At 71.3% G+C, this 17071-nt stretch carries 16 protein-coding genes; 10 read left to right on the forward strand and 6 right to left on the reverse strand.

Translation table 11 applies throughout. The features are described from left to right. Positions 1-20 precede the first annotated feature (20 nt). The 4 genes from RM704_RS19155 to RM704_RS19170 are packed head-to-tail and all read left to right on the forward strand — an operon-like array spanning position 21 to position 3353. The gene (locus tag RM704_RS19155) at positions 21-989 is read left to right on the forward strand and encodes an ABC transporter substrate-binding protein (protein ID WP_033529639.1); all 969 of its coding nucleotides are present in this window, start codon (positions 21-23) and stop codon (positions 987-989) included. Further along, positions 986-1759 (forward strand): ABC transporter permease, encoded by a 774-nt coding sequence (locus RM704_RS19160; RefSeq protein ID WP_033529640.1) that lies wholly within the window; start codon positions 986-988, stop codon positions 1757-1759. Before RM704_RS19155 ends, RM704_RS19160 begins: the two co-directional genes overlap by 4 nt. Then, positions 1756-2532 carry an ABC transporter permease gene (locus tag RM704_RS19165; protein ID WP_033529641.1) on the forward strand — a complete coding sequence of 259 codons (777 nt, stop codon included), beginning with the start codon at positions 1756-1758 and terminating at the stop codon, positions 2530-2532. The genes RM704_RS19160 and RM704_RS19165 overlap by 4 nt, the downstream gene beginning before the upstream one ends. A 26-nt stretch (positions 2533-2558) precedes the next feature. Further along, complete coding sequence (locus RM704_RS19170; RefSeq protein WP_033529986.1) at positions 2559-3353, forward strand: ABC transporter ATP-binding protein; 795 nt, start codon at positions 2559-2561, stop codon at positions 3351-3353. A gap of 52 nt (positions 3354-3405) precedes the next feature. Here the strand turns inward: RM704_RS19170 and RM704_RS19175 are convergent, their stop codons facing one another. Further along, positions 3406-4086 (reverse strand): MmyB family transcriptional regulator, encoded by a 681-nt coding sequence (locus RM704_RS19175; RefSeq protein ID WP_033529642.1) that lies wholly within the window; start codon positions 4084-4086, stop codon positions 3406-3408. A 274-nt stretch (positions 4087-4360) separates the two neighbouring features. Between RM704_RS19175 and RM704_RS19180 the strand changes: the two genes are divergently transcribed. The 5 genes from RM704_RS19180 (at position 4361) to RM704_RS19200 (ending at position 8592) form a co-directional block, all read left to right on the forward strand. After that, positions 4361-5017, forward strand: a complete 657-nt coding sequence (locus RM704_RS19180; protein ID WP_033529643.1) for a helix-turn-helix domain-containing protein — start codon at positions 4361-4363, stop codon at positions 5015-5017. A 31-nt stretch (positions 5018-5048) separates the two neighbouring features. Beyond that, the gene (locus RM704_RS19185; RefSeq protein ID WP_033529644.1) at positions 5049-5579 is read left to right on the forward strand and encodes a hypothetical protein; all 531 of its coding nucleotides are present in this window, start codon (positions 5049-5051) and stop codon (positions 5577-5579) included. A gap of 48 nt (positions 5580-5627) precedes the next feature. Then, on the forward strand, positions 5628-6836 hold the full coding sequence (locus tag RM704_RS19190) for an MAB_1171c family putative transporter (protein WP_033529645.1): 1209 nt from the start codon (positions 5628-5630) through the stop codon (positions 6834-6836). After that, the gene (locus RM704_RS19195) at positions 6820-8244 is read left to right on the forward strand and encodes an NAD(P)/FAD-dependent oxidoreductase (RefSeq protein ID WP_033529646.1); all 1425 of its coding nucleotides are present in this window, start codon (positions 6820-6822) and stop codon (positions 8242-8244) included. Before RM704_RS19190 ends, RM704_RS19195 begins: the two co-directional genes overlap by 17 nt. A gap of 120 nt (positions 8245-8364) precedes the next feature. After that, entirely contained in the window at positions 8365-8592 is a 228-nt protein-coding gene (locus RM704_RS19200) for a hypothetical protein (RefSeq protein ID WP_033529647.1), read from the forward strand. 63 nt (positions 8593-8655) lie between these two features. On the opposite strand, the gene RM704_RS19205 is transcribed toward RM704_RS19200, so the two are convergent. Genes RM704_RS19205 through RM704_RS19215 form a run of 3 tightly spaced genes read right to left on the reverse strand, consistent with a single transcriptional unit; the run spans position 8656 to position 11199 of the window. Continuing rightward, positions 8656-9639, reverse strand: coding sequence for a polyprenyl synthetase family protein (locus tag RM704_RS19205; RefSeq protein WP_033529648.1), 984 nt, complete (start codon positions 9637-9639; stop codon positions 8656-8658). Next, a complete protein-coding gene (locus RM704_RS19210; RefSeq protein WP_033529649.1) occupies positions 9636-10343 on the reverse strand; it encodes a 4'-phosphopantetheinyl transferase family protein in 708 nt (235 codons plus the stop codon). Before RM704_RS19210 ends, RM704_RS19205 begins: the two co-directional genes overlap by 4 nt. Further along, positions 10288-11199, reverse strand: a complete 912-nt coding sequence (locus RM704_RS19215) for a metallophosphoesterase family protein (protein ID WP_033529650.1) — start codon at positions 11197-11199, stop codon at positions 10288-10290. Before RM704_RS19215 ends, RM704_RS19210 begins: the two co-directional genes overlap by 56 nt. A 319-nt stretch (positions 11200-11518) precedes the next feature. Between RM704_RS19215 and RM704_RS19220 the strand changes: the two genes are divergently transcribed. After that, positions 11519-12685 carry an ATP-grasp domain-containing protein gene (locus RM704_RS19220; protein ID WP_033529651.1) on the forward strand — a complete coding sequence of 389 codons (1167 nt, stop codon included), beginning with the start codon at positions 11519-11521 and terminating at the stop codon, positions 12683-12685. Positions 12686-12842: 157 nt separating this feature from the next. Here RM704_RS19220 and RM704_RS19225 read toward each other — a convergent pair whose 3' ends face one another. Both RM704_RS19225 and RM704_RS19230 read right to left on the reverse strand, forming a co-directional pair. Next, complete coding sequence (locus RM704_RS19225) at positions 12843-13724, reverse strand: sulfotransferase family protein (protein ID WP_107072371.1); 882 nt, start codon at positions 13722-13724, stop codon at positions 12843-12845. 164 nt (positions 13725-13888) lie between these two features. Beyond that, entirely contained in the window at positions 13889-16936 is a 3048-nt protein-coding gene (locus RM704_RS19230) for an alpha-mannosidase (RefSeq protein WP_033529653.1), read from the reverse strand. Positions 16937-17071 lie beyond the last annotated feature (135 nt).

Consider the following 17071-nt stretch of genomic DNA (forward strand, 5'->3'; position numbering starts at 1 on the left):
CTGTCCCACTAGGGGGAGCCATGCGTCGTCTGCCCATCGGCCTCGCGGCCGGCGCTCTGTTTCTGGCCGCCACGGGCTGCGGTTCGTCCGACTCCTCGGGGTCGGGCGGGGCCGGCGGGTCCGGCGGTACCACCACCCTCAAGGTCGGCGTCATTCCCATCCTGGACGTCGCTCCGGTCTACCTGGGCCAGAAGAAGGGCTTCTACGCCGAGCGCGGCCTCAAGCTGGAGCTGACGCCCGCTCAGGGCGGGGCCGCGATCGTGCCCGGAGTCGTCTCCGGCCAGTTCCAGTTCGGGTTCAGCAACACGACGTCGCTGCTGGTCGCCCAGTCCAAGAACGTGCCCGTCAAGGTCGTGGCGAACGGTGTGGCGTCCACCGCCGACAAGGGTGCCGACTTCTGCGGCATCACGGTGAAGAAGGACAGCCCCATCAAGTCCCCCGACCAACTGGAGGGCAAGAAGGTCGCGGTCAACACGCTCAACAACATCTGTGACACCTCGATCAGGGAGTCGATCCGCAAGGCCGGCGGCGACCCGTCGAAGGTCGAGTTCGTCGAGATGGCCTTCGACCAGATGCCCGCCGCGCTCGACAAGGGCCAGGTCGACGGGGCCTGCACCCCGGAGCCCGCGCTGGCCACCGTCAAGGCGGCCGGCGGCCGGTCCATCGCGTCGAACTTCTACGACGTGGACCCGAACCTCACCGTGGCCATGTACTTCACCTCCCAGCAGTACGCCCAGAAGAACCCGGAGCTGGTGAAGAAGTTCCAGGAGGCGACCGTCGAGTCCCTCGAGTACGCCGACAGCCACCCGGAGGAGGTCCGCGAGATCCTCACCACGTACACGAAGATCCCGAGCGACCTGCTGGACAAGCTGACCCTGCCTCACTTCCCCGCGGAACCCGACCGCTCCTCCATCGAGCGGCTGGCCGAACTGGGCGTGCAGGACGGCCTGTTCGACAAGGCCCCGGACCTGGACAAGCTGCTGCCGTGAGGACGGGCAACACCGCACTGGGCGCGGCCGGCCTCGTGGGGTTCCTCGCGCTGTGGGAGGCGGTCCCCCGGGTCGGCGTCGTCAAGGACGACTACTTCCCGCCGATCAGCCGGGTCGTCGACGCCCTCGTCACCGAGCTCGCCGACGAAGCCTTCTGGACGGCGCTCGGCGACACCCTCACCGGCTGGGCGGTCGGCCTCCTGATCGCCGTCACGGCCGGGATCCTGGTGGGGGTCGTCATCGCCGTCGTGCCGTATCTGCGCGAGGTGACGTCCTCCACGATCGAGTTCCTGCGCCCGATCCCCTCGGTCGCCCTGATCCCCCTCGCGGTCCTGCTGTACGGCAGCGAACTGCGGTCGGTGCTGCTGCTGGTGGTCTACGCGTCCTTCTGGCAGATCCTGATCCAGACCCTGTACGGCGTCCAGGACGTCGACCCGGTCGCCGAGGAGACCGCCCGCTCCTACGGCCTCGGCACCTGGGCGCGGATCCGCCACGTGCTGTGGCCCACCGCCCTGCCGTACGTCATGACGGGCGTCCGGCTGGCCGCCGCCGTGGCCCTCATCCTGGCCGTGACCGCCGAACTGGTCATCGGCGCCCCGGGGTTGGGGCAACGGATCGCGGTCGCGCAGACCTCGCAGGCGGTGCCTGAGATGTACGCCCTGGTGGTGGTCACCGGGCTGCTGGGGCTGCTCATCAACGTGGGGGCGCGGACGGTGGAGCGGCGGGCGCTGGCCTGGCACCAGTCGGTGCGCGGGGAGGTGGCGGTGTGAGCCGTGTCCTGTTCCGGCTGCTCTTCGTCGCGGGCCTTCCCCTCGTACTGGTCACCGCGTGGTGGCTGGTGTCGGACGACAGCACCGATGTGTTCTGGCCACCGCTGCGCACGATCCTCGGCACCTTCCCGGACGTCTGGACGGAGGAGCGGCTGCGCGCCGACGTCCTGCCCAGCCTGCTGCGCCTGACGGCCGGCTACGCCCTGGCGGCGGTCGTCGGTGTGGCGGTCGGCACGGTGATCGGCTCCTACCGGCGGGTGCGAGCCGTCTGCGAACCGGTCCTGGAGTTCCTGCGGGCGGTACCGCCGCCGGTTCTCGTCCCGGTCATCATGCTGTTCGCGGGCATCGGCGACACGATGAAGATCGCCGTGATCGCGAGCGGCTGCGTCTGGCCGATCCTGCTCAACACGGTCGAGGGCGTCCGCGCGGTGGACTCCGTGATGGCGGAGACGGCCCGGTCGTACGGCATCACGGGTGCGGCGCGGCTGCGGAACGTGGTGCTGCGCTCGGCGAGCCCGCAGATCTTCGCCGGGCTGCGCCAGGCGCTGTCCATCGGCATCATCCTCATGGTCATCAGCGAGATGACCGCGGCCAGCAACGGACTGGGCTACACCATCGTCCAGTTCCAGCGCGGTTTCGCCATCCCCGACATGTGGACCGGCATTCTCGTGCTCGGTCTGCTGGGGTTCCTGCTGTCCGTCGTCTTCCGGCTGGTCGAGCGGCGCGTGCTCGGCTGGTACCACGGTCTGCGCGCGTCCACCCGGCGGTCGTAGTGAAACTCGAGAAGGGGCAGCGGGCGATGGATGCCTTGCTCGACGTGGCGGGCCTGAAGAAGGTCTACGAGGGTTCCGGGCGGCGGGTGGAGGCGGTGCGGGACCTCACCTTCACCGTCGACCCGGGCGAACTGGTCTGTCTGGTGGGCCCGTCGGGCTGCGGCAAGACGACCCTGCTGAAGTGCGTGGCCGGGCTGCTGAAGCCGACGGCGGGCGAAGTCCGCCTGGGGGGACGCCCGGTGACGGGGCCGCCGCCGGGCATGGCGGTCGTCTTCCAGGAGTACGGGCGCAGCCTCTTCCCCTGGATGCGGGTCCGCGACAATGTCGAACTCCCGCTCAAGCAGAAGAAGTTCAGCAGGCAGCGGCGGCGCGGACTGGTCGACGACGCGCTCGCCTCGGTCGGTCTGTCCGACGCCGCGGGCGCGTACCCGTGGCAGCTGTCCGGCGGGATGCAGCAGCGGGTCGCCATCGCCCGCGCGCTGGCGTACGAGCCGGACGTCCTGCTGATGGACGAGCCGTTCGCGGCGGTCGACGCCCAGACCCGCGCCGATCTGGAGGACCTCGTACGGGGGCTGTGGCGGGAGCGCGGGATCACGATCCTCTTCGTCACCCACGACATCGACGAGGCCGTCTACCTGGGCGAGCGCGTCCTGATCCTCTCCGCCTCCCCCACGGTCGTGCGGGAGCAGCTCAAGGTCGATCTCCCCGCGGAGCGTGACCAGTTGCACACCCGGGTGGCTCCGCGCTTCGCGGAACTGCGCACCCACGTCTACGAGCAGATCCAGGCGGCCAAACGGGGGGTCGCGCTGGACAAGGGTTGACCTCCGGCGCCGTCGGCGACCTGAACGCCGGCGGCGCCGGAGGGGGTGCGGCTCACCCCTCGGGGGAGGGCACCACGCTCAGGTGCGTCGACGCGGCGCGGCGGGGGCGACGGGTCCTGCGGGGGTCGGACGGGCGGCCCACCTCGCGCAGGACGAGGGTCATCCGGTGGTAGCCGAGGTCGCGGAGGGTGTCGGGGGTCTCGCCGACGACCCGGCAGTGGGTGGCGCCCCAGCGCGGGTCGGGGTGGACCAGGGGGCGTACGGCGCCGTCGTGCCGGGCGGCGGCGGGGCCGACGGTGCGCAGCCAGTGCGGCAGGCCGTGGCGGTAGGCGGCGTCCATGATGGGGTCCTGGGCGATCTCCCGGCGGATGGACTGCAGGCCCCGGTCCTGGGGATGGCGTTCCACGGCGGCGGCGAAGTGGGCGAGCATCGGCAGGCACCAGCTGGACTCGTGGTCACCGAGGACGGTGGCGGCGTCCGGGTGGAAGAGCACGAAGCGGAGGAAGTTGTCGTCGGGCATGGCCGTCGGGTCGGGCCCCACGCCGGTGAAGAGCGCCCGGAACGCGGCGTTGCTGAGGACGACGTCCCAGCGGTGGTCGAGGACGACGGACGGGAACAGGACGGAATCCAGCAGTACGGCGTAGTCCTGGAGGTAGGCCTGCGCTTCCTGGGCTTCGAGAGTGTCGGGGACGGGCCGCGGTACCGACCGCTGCCCTCCTGCCTGATATGCCATCGGGAGGTCACCCCTCTTGCCTATGCGGCCTTCACGCGGCTCCTTGATCCTCCTGCCCTGGGCTAAGGCGTGTCAACTATCGTGGCATTTGGCGACGGTTGACGGCTGAATCTCGCCACAGTTGTGGCGAGACCTGGATGTGAGTTCGACGGAACCGCTAGTCTCCCCGCAGTTCACGGTGTACTTGCCGGGACCAGGGTCTCGCGCCAGGCTTGGATCCACGGATTCCGCAGTACCGCGAAATTGGCCTGAGAGAGACGTAGGAGATCTGTCGGTGACGGATGGCTTCGAGGTTCCGGACGCCGCGGCGACGGTTCTGCTGCCGGCCGTCGTGGCCCGTGTCACCGCGCTGGCGGACAAGTTGCGCGTGGGGCACGCGGAGGTCTTCGACACCCGACGGCTCTCCGTGGCCTCGGGTGTGCCGGAGGCGGTCGTGAAGGCCCTGCTGAGCGGCCAGCGCGCCGGTGAGCCGGACGTCCAGGCCCGCTTTCTGCAGCGCCTGGACCTGCTGCGACGCACCCGGCTCAAGCCCAACGGCCGCAAGTACACCCAGCAGGAGATCGCCGACGGCGCGGGCATGTCGCGCCAGCAGGCGGGCGCCCTGATCAACGGGGACCGGCGTCCCACGATGGAGCACTGCGACGCCATCCAGCGCTTCTTCAGAGTGCACGCCGGTTTCCTCACCGCCGAGGATCCCGAGGCGCTGGCGAGCGCTCTGATGCGGACCGAGCAGGAGCTCCTCCAGCAGCTCGCCGACCGCGAGCGCGCGGCGGCCGAGTCCGCGGACGACCCGTTGCAGCGGCTGCTCCAGAACCACGGTGTGCGTTCCATCGCCTGGCGGGCGGCGCAGCTGCCCACCGACCAGCACCGCGACAAGGTCGCGGAGTGGTTGGACATGCTGCTGGAGAGCGTCAAGCGGCCCGAGTCCTGACCGGGGGAGATCTGTGGGCATCGGAAAGGAAATGCGCCGTCTGTGCGGCGAGTTGGTCGGCGAGCTCACGCTGCCGGCACCGGCGGACCCCGCCGATCTCTACGGCGCCCTCTGCGACGCGATGAGCAGACGCCGCGGCCGCCCCGTCCACTACCGCACGGCCGTCTTCCCACCCGGTACGGCCAGTGGCCTGTGGCTGGACATGGCCGAGCAGGACCTGGTCGTCATCGAGGAACGCACCGCGCCGGACCACCAGTTGGTGATCCTCGGCCATGAGCTGTGGCACATGCAGGCCGGGCACTGCGGACAGCACGTGGACGGCGCCGCCGTCGCCGCGCGCTTAGTGAGCCAGGACGCCGACCTGCGGGAGACCGTGCTGAGGGTCGCCGCCCGGACGCGCTTCGACCTGTCCGACGAGCAGGACGCCGAGAGCTTCGGACTGCTGCTGGCCAGCAAGTGCCGTACGTGGCTGGCTGGTTCCGCGCTGCGCGGTCCGGTGCGCCGCGATCACCTGGCCGGCCGCATCGGGGCCTCGCTCGGCTACCGCGGCCCGCAGGGCTGAGCGGCACCGGAACGCCGAGACGCCGAGAACGCCGAGAACGCCGAATACATGGACGGGTCCAGCTACTACATTCCGGCCGTCGCGATGACGATCGCCCTCGCCCTCAAGACACCCGCGCTGCTGCGGAACTGGGGCGACCCCCTGATCAGATCCGTGTGCGCGCTGATGACACTGGCCGCCCTGGTCTTCTGCTTCGCCGCACCGCCGACGATCATCGAGCTCAACCGCGTCACCGGTGTCACGAACGTCTCCGCCGCCGTCGTCTACCTGCTGCTGAGCGCGTTCAGCGGCTCCTGTCTGGTGCTGATCACCAACTGGCGGGGCGGCCCGCCGGAGACGACCCGCCGCCTTTCACGCCGCTGGATCGCCGGGTACGGCGCGGTGTGCGCGGCCATCGTGGCGCTCTTCGTGCTCGGCGAGGCCCCGGTGGAGCGGGTGCGGGACTTCGACACGTACTACGCCGACGCCCCGTTCCTGCGCGAGATGATCGTGCTGTACCTGACCGGCTTCATGGTCGCGGGTCTGGCGATGAACGTGATGTGCTGGCGCTGGGCGCTCCAGGTACGCGGATGGCTGCGCGCCGGGCTGCTGATCATCGCGTTCGGATTCCTGCTCAACGTCCCCTTCGCGGCGGTCAAGCTGATCGCCGTGGTGGCCCGCTGGCAGGGCGGCGACCTGGACTACCTGAGCACGTACGTCGCGCCCGTGCTGTCGTCCGTCGGCGCACAGGTCTGCGCGGTGGGCTTCTGCCTGCCGCTGGCCGGAGAGCGCCTCGGGGACTCCTGGACCATCTGGTCCATGTACCGCCGGCTGGGCCCGCTGTGGCGGGAGCTGCGCCCCGTCTGGGCCCAGGCGAGCCACGAGGTGCGGATCTCCTGGTGGGCGCCGGCCCGGCTGCAGATGACACAGCGCGAGTCCGACATCCACGACGGCATGCTCAGCCTGTACCCGTACTTCGACTCCGCGGTCCGGGCCAAGGCGTACGACGCGGCTGTCGCGTCGGGTTCCGAGCCCGTCCAGGCGCGGGCCGAGGCCGACGCGGCGATGGTGACGGCGGCGGTGCGGGCGAAGGCGGACGATCCGGAGGGCCGGGTCATCAGCTCGGCCACGGCCGACGCTCCCGCCCCGCCGGCCGAGAACCCCCGTGACCTCGTACGGATGTCCATCGCCCTGCGTCAGTCACCCGTCGTAGCGGCCGCCCGCGAATGGGCCGCCGCGACCAGGTCAGGAAGCGACTTCCATGAGCGAACCCGTTAGCGGCCCGCGCGACAGCACGGTCACGACTCCCCGGCGTGCCGTCGTCGTCGGCGCCGGCATGGCCGGCCTGCTGGCCGCCGCCGCGCTGCGCGACCACGCCGAGGTCACCGTCGTCGAACGCGACGCGCTGCCCGAGGGGCCGGAGCCCCGCAAGGGCGTGCCCCAGGCCCGGCACACCCATCTGCTCTGGTCCGGCGGGGCCCTGGCGATGGAGGAGTTGCTGCCGGGCGTCACCGACGCCTGGCTGGCGGCCGGCGCCCGGCGCATCCCGTTGCCGACCGGGCTGGTGTCCCTGTCGCCCCAGGGTTGGCTGCGCCGCTGGCCGGAGATGGAGTTCATGATCGCGTGCAGCCGCGATCTGCTGGAGTCGGTCGTCCGCGCCCGGCTCGTCGCCGACCCCCGCGTCACCGTGCTGGACCGCACCGAGATCCTGGGCCTGGCGGGCGACGCCTCCCGGGTGACGGGGATCCGGGTCTCCTCCACCGACGGTGAGGAACGGGTGCTCACGGCCGATCTCGTGGTGGACGCCGCCGGGCGCGGGTCGCGGGGCACGGCCTGGCTGGACGCGCTCGGGGTGGCGCCCGCGCCGATGGAGGAGGTCGACTCCGGTCTCGTGTACGCGAGCCGGGTCTTCCGTGCGCCGGCGGGCACCGAGGAGTACCCGGTGGTCAATGTGCAGCCGGACGGGTCGCAGCCGGTGCCGGGGCGCAGCGCGACGCTCGTGCCCATCGAGGGCGGGCGGTGGCTGGTGACGCTGTCGGGCACCCGAGGGGGGCAACCGACCGCGCTGACCGAGGAGTTCGAGCCGTTCGCGCGGGGCGTCCGGCATCCGGTCGTGGGCGAGCTGATCTCCCGCGCCGAGCCCCTGACGGACGTCGTGGTCACCCGCAGCACGATCAACCGGCGCCGCTTCTTCGAGAAGGTGTCCGGCTGGCCCGACGGCTTCGTCGCGATCGGCGACTCGGTCGCCACGTACAACCCGATCTACGGCCACGGCATGTCGGTCGCCGCGCAGAGCGCCCTCGCGCTGCGGGAACGGGTCGCCTCGCTCGGCCTCACGGCGCCGGGGCTGGCGCGGCGGGTGCAGCAGGCCGTGGCGAAGCCGGTGACGCTGGCCTGGGAGCTGGCCACGGGCACGGACATCCGTTACCCGGAGGCCATGGGCAAGCAGCCGAACCCGGTGCAGAAGCTCTTCGGACGCTATGTGGAACGGCTGATGAGGACCGCGCTCGGCCGGCCCCTGGTCTTCAGGGCGTACCTCGGCGTGGTCACCCTCACCGCGCCGATCGGCGCCCTCGTCCGGCCGGAGGTCGTCCTCGCGGTGCTGCGCGGTCCGGTCAAACCCCCTTTGACGGAACCGCCCCTGACGGAGGATGAGCGCGAGGCCGTGCTGGGAGCGGGCTCGTAGGGCGACTTCCGCGCGCGGGAGAGCCGGATTGTCAGTGGCGGGCGGCAAGCTGGGAGCGTGCCGCCCGTATGCCGGGGCGGGCACGGAGTTGAGCCGATCCGACCAGGGGAGAGCCGTTCGATGCCGACCGCCGTACTGACCGACCGCGAGCGTGCCGCCGTACAGGCCTATCTGCGGCTGCTCGGAACCGTCCGAGCAGCGTTCGACGGGCCGCCGGAGTCCCGCCGACCACCCGTGGTGCCGCCCGCCGCGCTCGCCGAGGCGGAGCAGGCGCTGACAGCGGCGGGCCTCTCGGGCAACGAGGAGGAGTTCTTCGAACTGCTGCGGAGCTGGTGCCCGGAGGTGTGAGCGCAGGGGCGGCGGCCCGCCGGATGTCCTCCGGCGGGCGGCCGCCGGCTCGGGTCCAGGGCCCTAGGACGGTTCCTCGGTCAGGTACATCCCGGCGGCCTGGTCCACCAGTTGCCGCAGGGCCGGGAAGTAGGTCCGGTCGCCGCCCAGTTCGTCGAGGACGCGGTGCGCGTCGTCGCGGAAGGCGGCGAGGTCCTTCTCGAACCGCCGGAGCGCGGCGGGGGCGAGCAGCAGCGCGCGGAGCTGCGCGCGGGCCGGTTCGGAGCTGCGCGCGTCGTGCGCGAGTTGCGCGACCCGGCCCCTGGATCCGGGGGGTGTCTCCTCCAGGGCGCAGGCGAGGAGGTAGGTGACCGTGCCGTTCAGCAGGTCCTCGTCGCGGCCGGAGAGCAGGTCCTCCTGGTCGTTGAAGAGCTGCCAGAGGATCCCGAAGACGTCGCCGAACTCCCGCCACTGTTCGGTCCGTTCGGTCCCGGCGCCGGAGAGGATCGCGGCCATCGCCGTGATCATTCCGAACGGGGCGCCGGACTTCCCGCGATAGGCGGCCACGACCGCATCGCGCGAGGCGTTCGCCAGGTCGCCGCGGAGGTCACGCAGCTGGCCCTCCACGGCGTCGATCCAGCAGTCCACAATCTCCCGGGTGAGGGCGTTGCGCACCGCGTCGGACACCGGCTGGGCCTGCACGACCCTGATGGGCAGGGCCTGTCCGCTGAGGACGGACGCCAGCAGCGCCTCGTCCGTGCCGAGTCCGGCGGGGGTGTGCGCGCCGTGTCCGTCCGACAGGTCGTCGAGGTAGCAGGCGGAGGTCCACCACAGGACGTGCACGGCCGACAGGGGAACGGCCGGTCCGACGACCCCGGTCTCGGACGCGTGCACGAGGAGCGGGAGCACGGACAGCGGGTATTTCATCTGCTGATGGCCCAGCAGCCCGGATATGGATCTTCGGACCGCCGTGGTCGACGGCCCGAGGCTCTCCAGGGCGCCGGCGATCTCCGCGTCGATGTCCGGCGCGACCTGTCTGTGCAGCTCCGCATAGGAAAGTGTGTTCATCTGCCGTCCTCGTCCTCCGTGGGAAAGGGAACCGAAACGGCCGTCGCCACCAGCCCCCGCCGGACGGTCCAGCGGCCGTCGAAGGTGGCGACACGACGGCCGTCCACCACCGGTCCCGGCACGAGGAGTTCGGCGCGCAGCCCACCGGACTGGCCGCCGGGCTCGACGGTCAGCTCGATGTCGGCCTCCGAGAAGTCCAGCCACCGCCGGGTGAGCGGGAACCACGCCTTGTAGACGGACTCCTTGGCGCTGAAGAGCAGCCGGTCCCAGTGGACCGAGGGGTGGTCGGCGGTCAGCCGGCGCAGTCGGGTCTCCTCCGCGGGGAGGGCGATCGCCGTCAGGACACCTTCGGGCAGGGCGGCGTGGGGTTCGGCGTCGATGCCGAGGGAGGCCAGGTCGACGGCGCGGACCAGGGCGGCTGCGGCGTACCCCTCGCAGTGGGTCATGCTGCCGGTGAGCCCGTCCGGCCAGCCGGGGGCGCCGCGCTCCCCGGGCACTATCGCCCGCGGGGCGACCCCGAGCTTCTCCATGGCACGCCGGGCGCAGGCACGGACGAGGGTGAACTCGCGGCGCCTCTTCGGTACCGCCCGGGCGACGACGGCCTCCTCCTCGGGGTACAGCTCGACCCCCTCGACGGCGGCGGCCGCTTCATGGGCGTGCGCCTCCACGACCACGACCGCTCCCGGGAGCAGTTCCTCGATCACCGGCTCCGACCTCCATCGGCAGAATGCGGCGCAGCCTGCCCGGGGGTTCCGGACGCGGTCGCCACTCGCGGGGGTATCCCACGGACACCTCTTCGAAGCGGACCCCGTCCAGCCAGGTGGTCCGCGGGATGTGCAGATGGCCGTAGACCATGACCTCGACGTTGAACCGCCGGTGCCAGTCGGCGGTCAGCTCCGTGCCGCACCACATGGCGAACTCGGGATACCACAGGACCTCCGTCGGGTGCCGGTCCAGCGGGTAGTGGTTGACCAGCACCTTCGGCAGATCGGGCGGCAGTTCGGCGAGCCTGCGTTCGGTCTCGGCGACGCGGGCGCGGCACCAGTCCTCGCGACTCGGGTACGGGTCGGGGTGCAGCAGGTGCTCGTCGGTGCAGACCACTCCGGTGCCGTGTGCGTACTCCAGGCCCTCCGCCTTGGTGGCGCACCCCTCGGGCAGGAACGAGTAGTCGTACAACAGGAACAGCGGCGCGATCACCACGGGACCGCCGGGCCCCTCCCAGAGGGGGTACGGGTCCTCGGGGGTGACGACGCCCAGCTCCCGGCATACTTCGACGAGATGGTCGTACCGTTCGACGCCCTTGTACGGGACGGTCTCGCTGGGGTGGGTCCACAGTTCGTGGTTGCCGGGCGCCCAGACGACCTTGGCGAAGCGGCCGGCGAGCGTGGTGAGCGCCCAGCGGATGTCGGCGACGGTCTCGGAGACGTCACCGGCCACGAGCAGCCAGTCGTCGTCGCTCTCGGGACGCATCCGCTCGACCAGGGCGCGGTTCTCGGGATAGCCGATGTGCAGATCACTGACGGCCAGCAGATTTCCGTGACGGCCGACCCTCGACTCCACCCGTGCTCCCTTCTGAACACCGAACATCAACACGAGAACACAGGTGAGCGCCCGTGGACAAGACCGACCTGCCGACCCGCCGCCCTCCGGTCCGGGGCGCCGCCGACTCGTCCGCGGACACCGCCCGACCTGCCCCGGGACGCCGCCGCGCGAGGATTAACACGCGCGTGACAGAAACATGGGCCCCAGTGGCCGTATGATCCGTCCTACACCACCGCCACGCCCCTCCTTCGCGTACGGCGGTTCGGCGTACCTCCATCCCCCCTGGCCGGGCACGGCCTGCTTCGCCCTGCCCGCGAACCTTGGAAAGGCGGCCTGCATGGTCTCTCGCGTACGCGTCTGGCTCAACCGCACGTACGCGGAGAATGTCTTCTTCATGGATCAGCTGCGGCATAATCCGCACGCTCGTCCGGTGGACATCCATGCCACGCACGGTGACGCCGACTCCCCCGTACTGGCTGCGGCCGACACCGCCGACCTGGAGCCCGAGGGCCTCTCCCCCGCCGCGTACGTGGAGTACGCGCTGGACCAGTGCGCCAAGCGCGGCATCGACGTGTTCGTGCCCCGGCTGCACCAGGCGGCCCTCGCCGCGCACCGCGCGGAGTTCGCCGCCGTCGGCACGGTCCTGCTGGCGCCGAGCGCCACGGCCATCGAGGTCTTCGAGGACAAGGTGACCGCGTACGAGGCGGTCCGGGAGCACGGGGTTCCGGTGCCGCCCTGGTACCGGGTGACGAACGCCGAGGAATTCGTGGCCGCTGTCGAGGAGTTGGAGGCCGGGGGGCACAGGGCGTGCTTCAAGCCGGCGTCCGGGGCCGGTGGTGTGGGCTTCCGTGTCGTCACGCGCACCCCCTTCTCGCTCGATCACCTCAGCGGCTTCCCCAGCCCGTACGTCCAGCTCGACATGGTGGTGGAGGCGGTGCGGGCGGCCGAGGAGCCCGTCGACTGGATGGTGATGCCGCGGCTGGAGCAGCCGGAGGTGTCCGTCGACTGCCTCACCGGACCCGACGGCCGGGTCCGGATGGCCGTGGGCCGTACCAAGAACGGCCGCCGGCGCGGATTCACGCTCCACCCGGCGTGGATCGAGCCGGCGCGGCGGATCGCGGAGCGGTTCGGGCTGCACTACCTGACGAACATCCAGTTCCGGATGTACGGCGACGAGCCGGTCCTCATGGACGTCAACACGCGTCCGGCGGGCGGGCTGCACCAGCTCGCGCTGTGCGGGATCAACGCCCCCTGGGCCGCTGTGCGGTTGGCGCTCGGCGAGGAGCCGGGGGATGTGCTGCCGACGCGGCTGGGGCAGGACTACACGGTGGTGTCGGGGCCGCGGCCGGTGCGGCCGGTGTCGTTGCCGCACCAGGTCGCCGAGGTGCCGGTGGCCGAGGTGCCGGTGGCGGACGTGCCGGTGGCCGTGGACGCGCGTCCCCTGGCCGTCGCGCCGCCTGTGGCCTGCAAGCCCACTGCCGCGGATCGGCCGCTCGCCGTCTGAGTCTTTCGCCCCCGCCGCCTGAGTCTTTCGCCCCCGCCGCCCCTACCCGTCCCGTCCTCCAGGGGCTGTGCCCCTTCGCCCCCCATCCGCAGGTCCGGTGGGCTTCTCGCGCAGTTCCCCGCGCCCCTGAAGGGGCGCGGGGAACTGCGCGAACGGATCAGCGTTCGTAGCCCCAGACTTCGGCCAACTCCTGGAGGCGGGGCGGGAGTTCCGCCGTCGGGTCCGCCGGGCGGGCCGGTTGGATGCGGCCGGACTTGATCGTGGTGGACCAGTCACCGAGCTGGGGGCGGAAGGTGCCGTGGTCCTGGGTGCCGTAGTCGAGCATGCCGGGTTCCCACTCCACGCCGAGGTGGTCGCAGATGCCCCGGGTGATCTTCTCGGGCTCCGTCGTGAGCTCCTCGTACCGGACGACGTGCACGGGGAGGTTCCGCCGGGCCTCCTCCAGCTTCTCGCTGTAGGCGAGGACCTCCGCGCGGATCGCCTCGTGGTCCGGGTCGGTGCGACGGCTCGTGAGGGACTGGACGACCGCCCCGGGGTGGCGCAGCAGCAGGAGGTAGCGGGCGTTCGGCCAACACCGGTCCAGGCGCGGCCAGATCAGCGTGTTGGGCGGGGTCTTGTCGACGATGATCTGCTTGCCGCTGCGGGTGAGCTCATGGTGGAGGATGCGGTCCCACAGGACGTGCTCCAGCTCGGTCTTGTCGAGTTCGAGCGCCTTCATCGCGTCCCCGGTGAAGTCCCGGGAGAGATGGACGTGGACGGTCCGCAGGTGCATCTCGTGCGGGGCCCGGATCCGGCTGTGGCTGTTGAGGACGACCCGCAGCAACGTCGAGCCGGAGCGCACTGAGGACAGGACGAACACCGGGGCGTCCACCAGTCGGGCCGCGCGCGGGGCCACGTACGGCGCCTCGGCGGGCTCGGCGTCGCTCCGGGGCGCGGGGACGGCGTTCAGCGGCTTGCGCGGCGGGCTCACCGCCTCCGCGATCAGTCTGCCGCGTCGCCTCAGCCCCTTGCCGATCACCGACATGCGCGGGTCTCGCACGATGACACCTCACAACTTTCTTCGCACTGTCGCGTTGCCCGACATCACAGGGGTAGTCGGCGAACTCCAGGTGTCGGGGAGGAGACGTGCGGTGGTCGCGGCGGGCGGTCCACCCGCCGCGACCAGGCGTTTTATGTTCCCTTAATTTTTCCTGGGAATCGGGATCACCGCTCCCCCACCGCCAGCCGCAGCGTCTGCACCTCGAACGGGCGCAGCGTCACCGGGACGCCGTCGCCGTCCGTGGCCGCCTCCGACAGGGGGCGTTCCAGCAGGTCGGTGATCTGGGCGCCGGCGAGCGGGAAACCGGTGCGCAGGACGCCGCCGGCCCGGCCACCGCGTGACTCGTAGATCCGGACCACGACGTCGCCCGAGGCGTCGTCGGCGAGCTTGACCGCCTCGACGGTGATGCCCTCGCCGTCGACGGAGACGACCGGCTCGGGGGCGCCCGCCGCGTCGGCGACGCGCAGCGGCAGGTTGAGGGCGTAGCCCTCGGCGACCGCGTCCTCGATGCTCGCGCCGGGGAGCAGGGAGTAGGTGAGGCGGTGCTTGCCCTGGTCGGCCTCGGGGTCCGGGATGCGCGGGGCGCGGACGAGACTGAGGCGGACCGTGGTGGTCGTACCGCCGTCCTCGCGGACCGTGCGGGAGACGTCGTGGCCGTAGGTGGAGTCGTTGATGACCGCGACGCCGTAGCCGGGTTCGCCGACGTGCACCCAGCGGTGGCCGGAGACCTCGAAGCGAGCGGCCTCCCAGCTGGTGTTGGTGTGGGTGGGGCGCTGGATGTGGCCGAACTGGATCTCGGCGGAGGAGTGGGCGGCGCGGACGTCGATCGGGAAGCCGGCCTTGAGGAACTTCTCGGCCTCGTGCCAGTCGATGTCCGTCTCGAAGTCGATCCGGGGGCTGCCGGCGCGGAGGGTGATCGTCTGGGTGATGCGGGAGCCCTTGCCGAAGGACCGCTCCACCCGGATCGCGCCGAGCAGGGGGTCCTCCTCGACCACGGTGATCGACTGGGCGTCCAGCAGATCGGTGTAGCGGTTCCGGTAGTGCTTGTCGACGTCCCAGGCGTCCCAGTAGTTCGGGAGGTCGGTGTGCAGGCGGAGCAGGTTGCCCTTGTCGCCGAGCACCTCGCGGTCGGCGACCAGGTCACGGACCGAGGCCAGGGTGCCGTCCTCGGCGATCTCGACCCGGACCAGGCCGTTGTCGAGGACGCGGCCGGAGACGGTGACGGGGTGCGGGGGTTCGGCGGCCGTCAGGGGGGCGCTGCCGCCTGCGGGGACCCGTACGTAGACCGGCGCGCCGGCGGCCGTACGGACGACCTCGGCCCGGTCGCGCGGGCTGGTGTTGAAGACGCGCGGGTCGCCCGCGCCGAGTGCCGCGACCGCCTCGGCCGTCAGCTCCTCCAGTTCCTTCGCCACCCTCGCGTACTCGGCCTCCGCCTCGCGGTGGACCCAGGCGATCGAGGAGCCCGGCAGGATGTCGTGGAACTGGTGGAGGAGGACCGTCTTCCAGAGGCGGTCCAGCTTCTCGTGGGGGTAGGCGTAGCCGGGCGCGTGGAGCGCGGCCGTCGTCGCCCACAGCTCCGCCTCGCGCAGCTTGTGCTCGCTGCGGCGGTTGCCCTGCTTGGTGCGGGCCTGGGAGGTGTAGGTGGCGCGGTGGAGTTCGAGGTACAGCTCGCCGTTCCAGACGGGGGCGTCCTCGTACTCGGCGCGGGCCTTGGCGAAGAACTCGTCGGGGTGTTCGACGACGACCTTCGGTGAGCCCTCCAGGTCGGCGAGGCGGCGGGCGCGTTCCATGATCTCGCGGGTGGGGCCGCCACCGCCGTCGCCCCAGCCGAAGGGCGCGAGGGAGCGGGTGCCGGCGCCCTTCTCCTGGTAGTTGCGGACCGCGCGGTCCATCTCCTCGCCGCTGAAGCGGGCGTTGTAGGTGTCGACCGGCGGGAAGTGGGTGAAGATGCGGGTGCCGTCGATGCCCTCCCACCAGAAGGTGTGGTGGGGGAACCTGTTGGTCTGGTTCCAGGAGATCTTCTGGGTGAGGAACCAGTCGTTGCCGGCGAGCTTGGCGAGTTGCGGGTACGAGGCGTTGTAGCCGAAGGAGTCCGGCAGCCAGACGCCCTTGGTCTCGATGCCGAAGTGCTCGATGAAGAACCGCTTGCCGTGGACGAGCTGGCGGGCGATGGCCTCGCCGCCGGGCAGGTTGCCGTCGGACTCGACCCACATGCCGCCCACCGGCACCCACTGGCCCTTGTCGACGGCCTTCTTGATCCGCTCCCACACCTGTGGGTAGTTGTCGCGCACCCATTCGTACTGCACGGCCTGGGAGCAGGCGAAGATGAAGTCCTCGTACTCGTCCGCCAGCGCGGTGACGTTGGAGAAAGTGCGGGAGGTCTTGCGCTTGGTCTCGCGGATGGGCCAGAGCCAGGCAGAGTCGATGTGGGCGTGGCCGACACCGGAGATGGTGTGGGCGCTGGCGTGGGCGGGCTTGGCGAGGACCGGGGCGAGGATCTCGCGGACGGCGGTCGCGCTGCCGGAGACGTCGTCGAGGTCGACGGCGTCCATGGCCCGGTCCAGGGCGTGCAGGATCTCGTGGCGGCGGGGCTCGTGCTCGCCGAGGTGGACCATCAGCTCGCGCAGCACCTGGAGGTCCAGGTCGAGGTGGAAGACCTCCTCGTCGAGGACGGCGAGGTCGGCGCGCCGGAAGGTGTAGAGCGGCTTGTCGCCGGCGGTCAGGATGTCGCCGAGCGGGGTGATCTTCGAGAAGTTGTCGGCGAGGATGTCGGGGTTGGAGGCCGCCTCGACCAGGTAGTCGACGGTCTCGCCGCCGCGCACCGGGTTGCCGATCGGGACGTACTGGTTGAGCGGGTTCACCGCCTTCAGCGGGGTGCCGTCGGCGAGGTGGACCAGGGCCTCGGCCTGGTTGCCGGGCCAGTCGCCGACGAAGCCGAGGTCGATGACGGCCTCGACACGGCGGCCCGCCCATTCGGCGGGGACCCGTCCGCGCATCCGGAACCACGTGGTGCCCCACGGCGGGCCCCAGGGGGTGTCCATCGCGAACGGGGTGTACGAGGCGGCCGCGGCCTCCTCGAAAGGGACCGGTTCGCCCGGCGCCTGCCAGGCCTCGACCTCGAAGGGGGCGGAGGCCGCGTAGACGGCGGGCTTGATGCGTTGGGTGTGGACGCGCTCTACGCGTTCCTCGATCCGGCGGCGTTCGTCATGCATGAGAGGTCTCCAGAGAGGGCGGAGCAGGAGCGGGCGGAGCAGGAGCGGGCGGTGCGGGGGCGGTCCCAGGCCTTGAGGGCGTGGGCGTCGGGGCGGCGCATCTCCTCGTAGAAATGGGCCTGCTGGTCCTTGAGG

The organism is Streptomyces gottesmaniae (assembly GCF_031845845.1).
Taxonomy (GTDB): domain Bacteria; phylum Actinomycetota; class Actinomycetes; order Streptomycetales; family Streptomycetaceae; genus Streptomyces; species Streptomyces akebiae.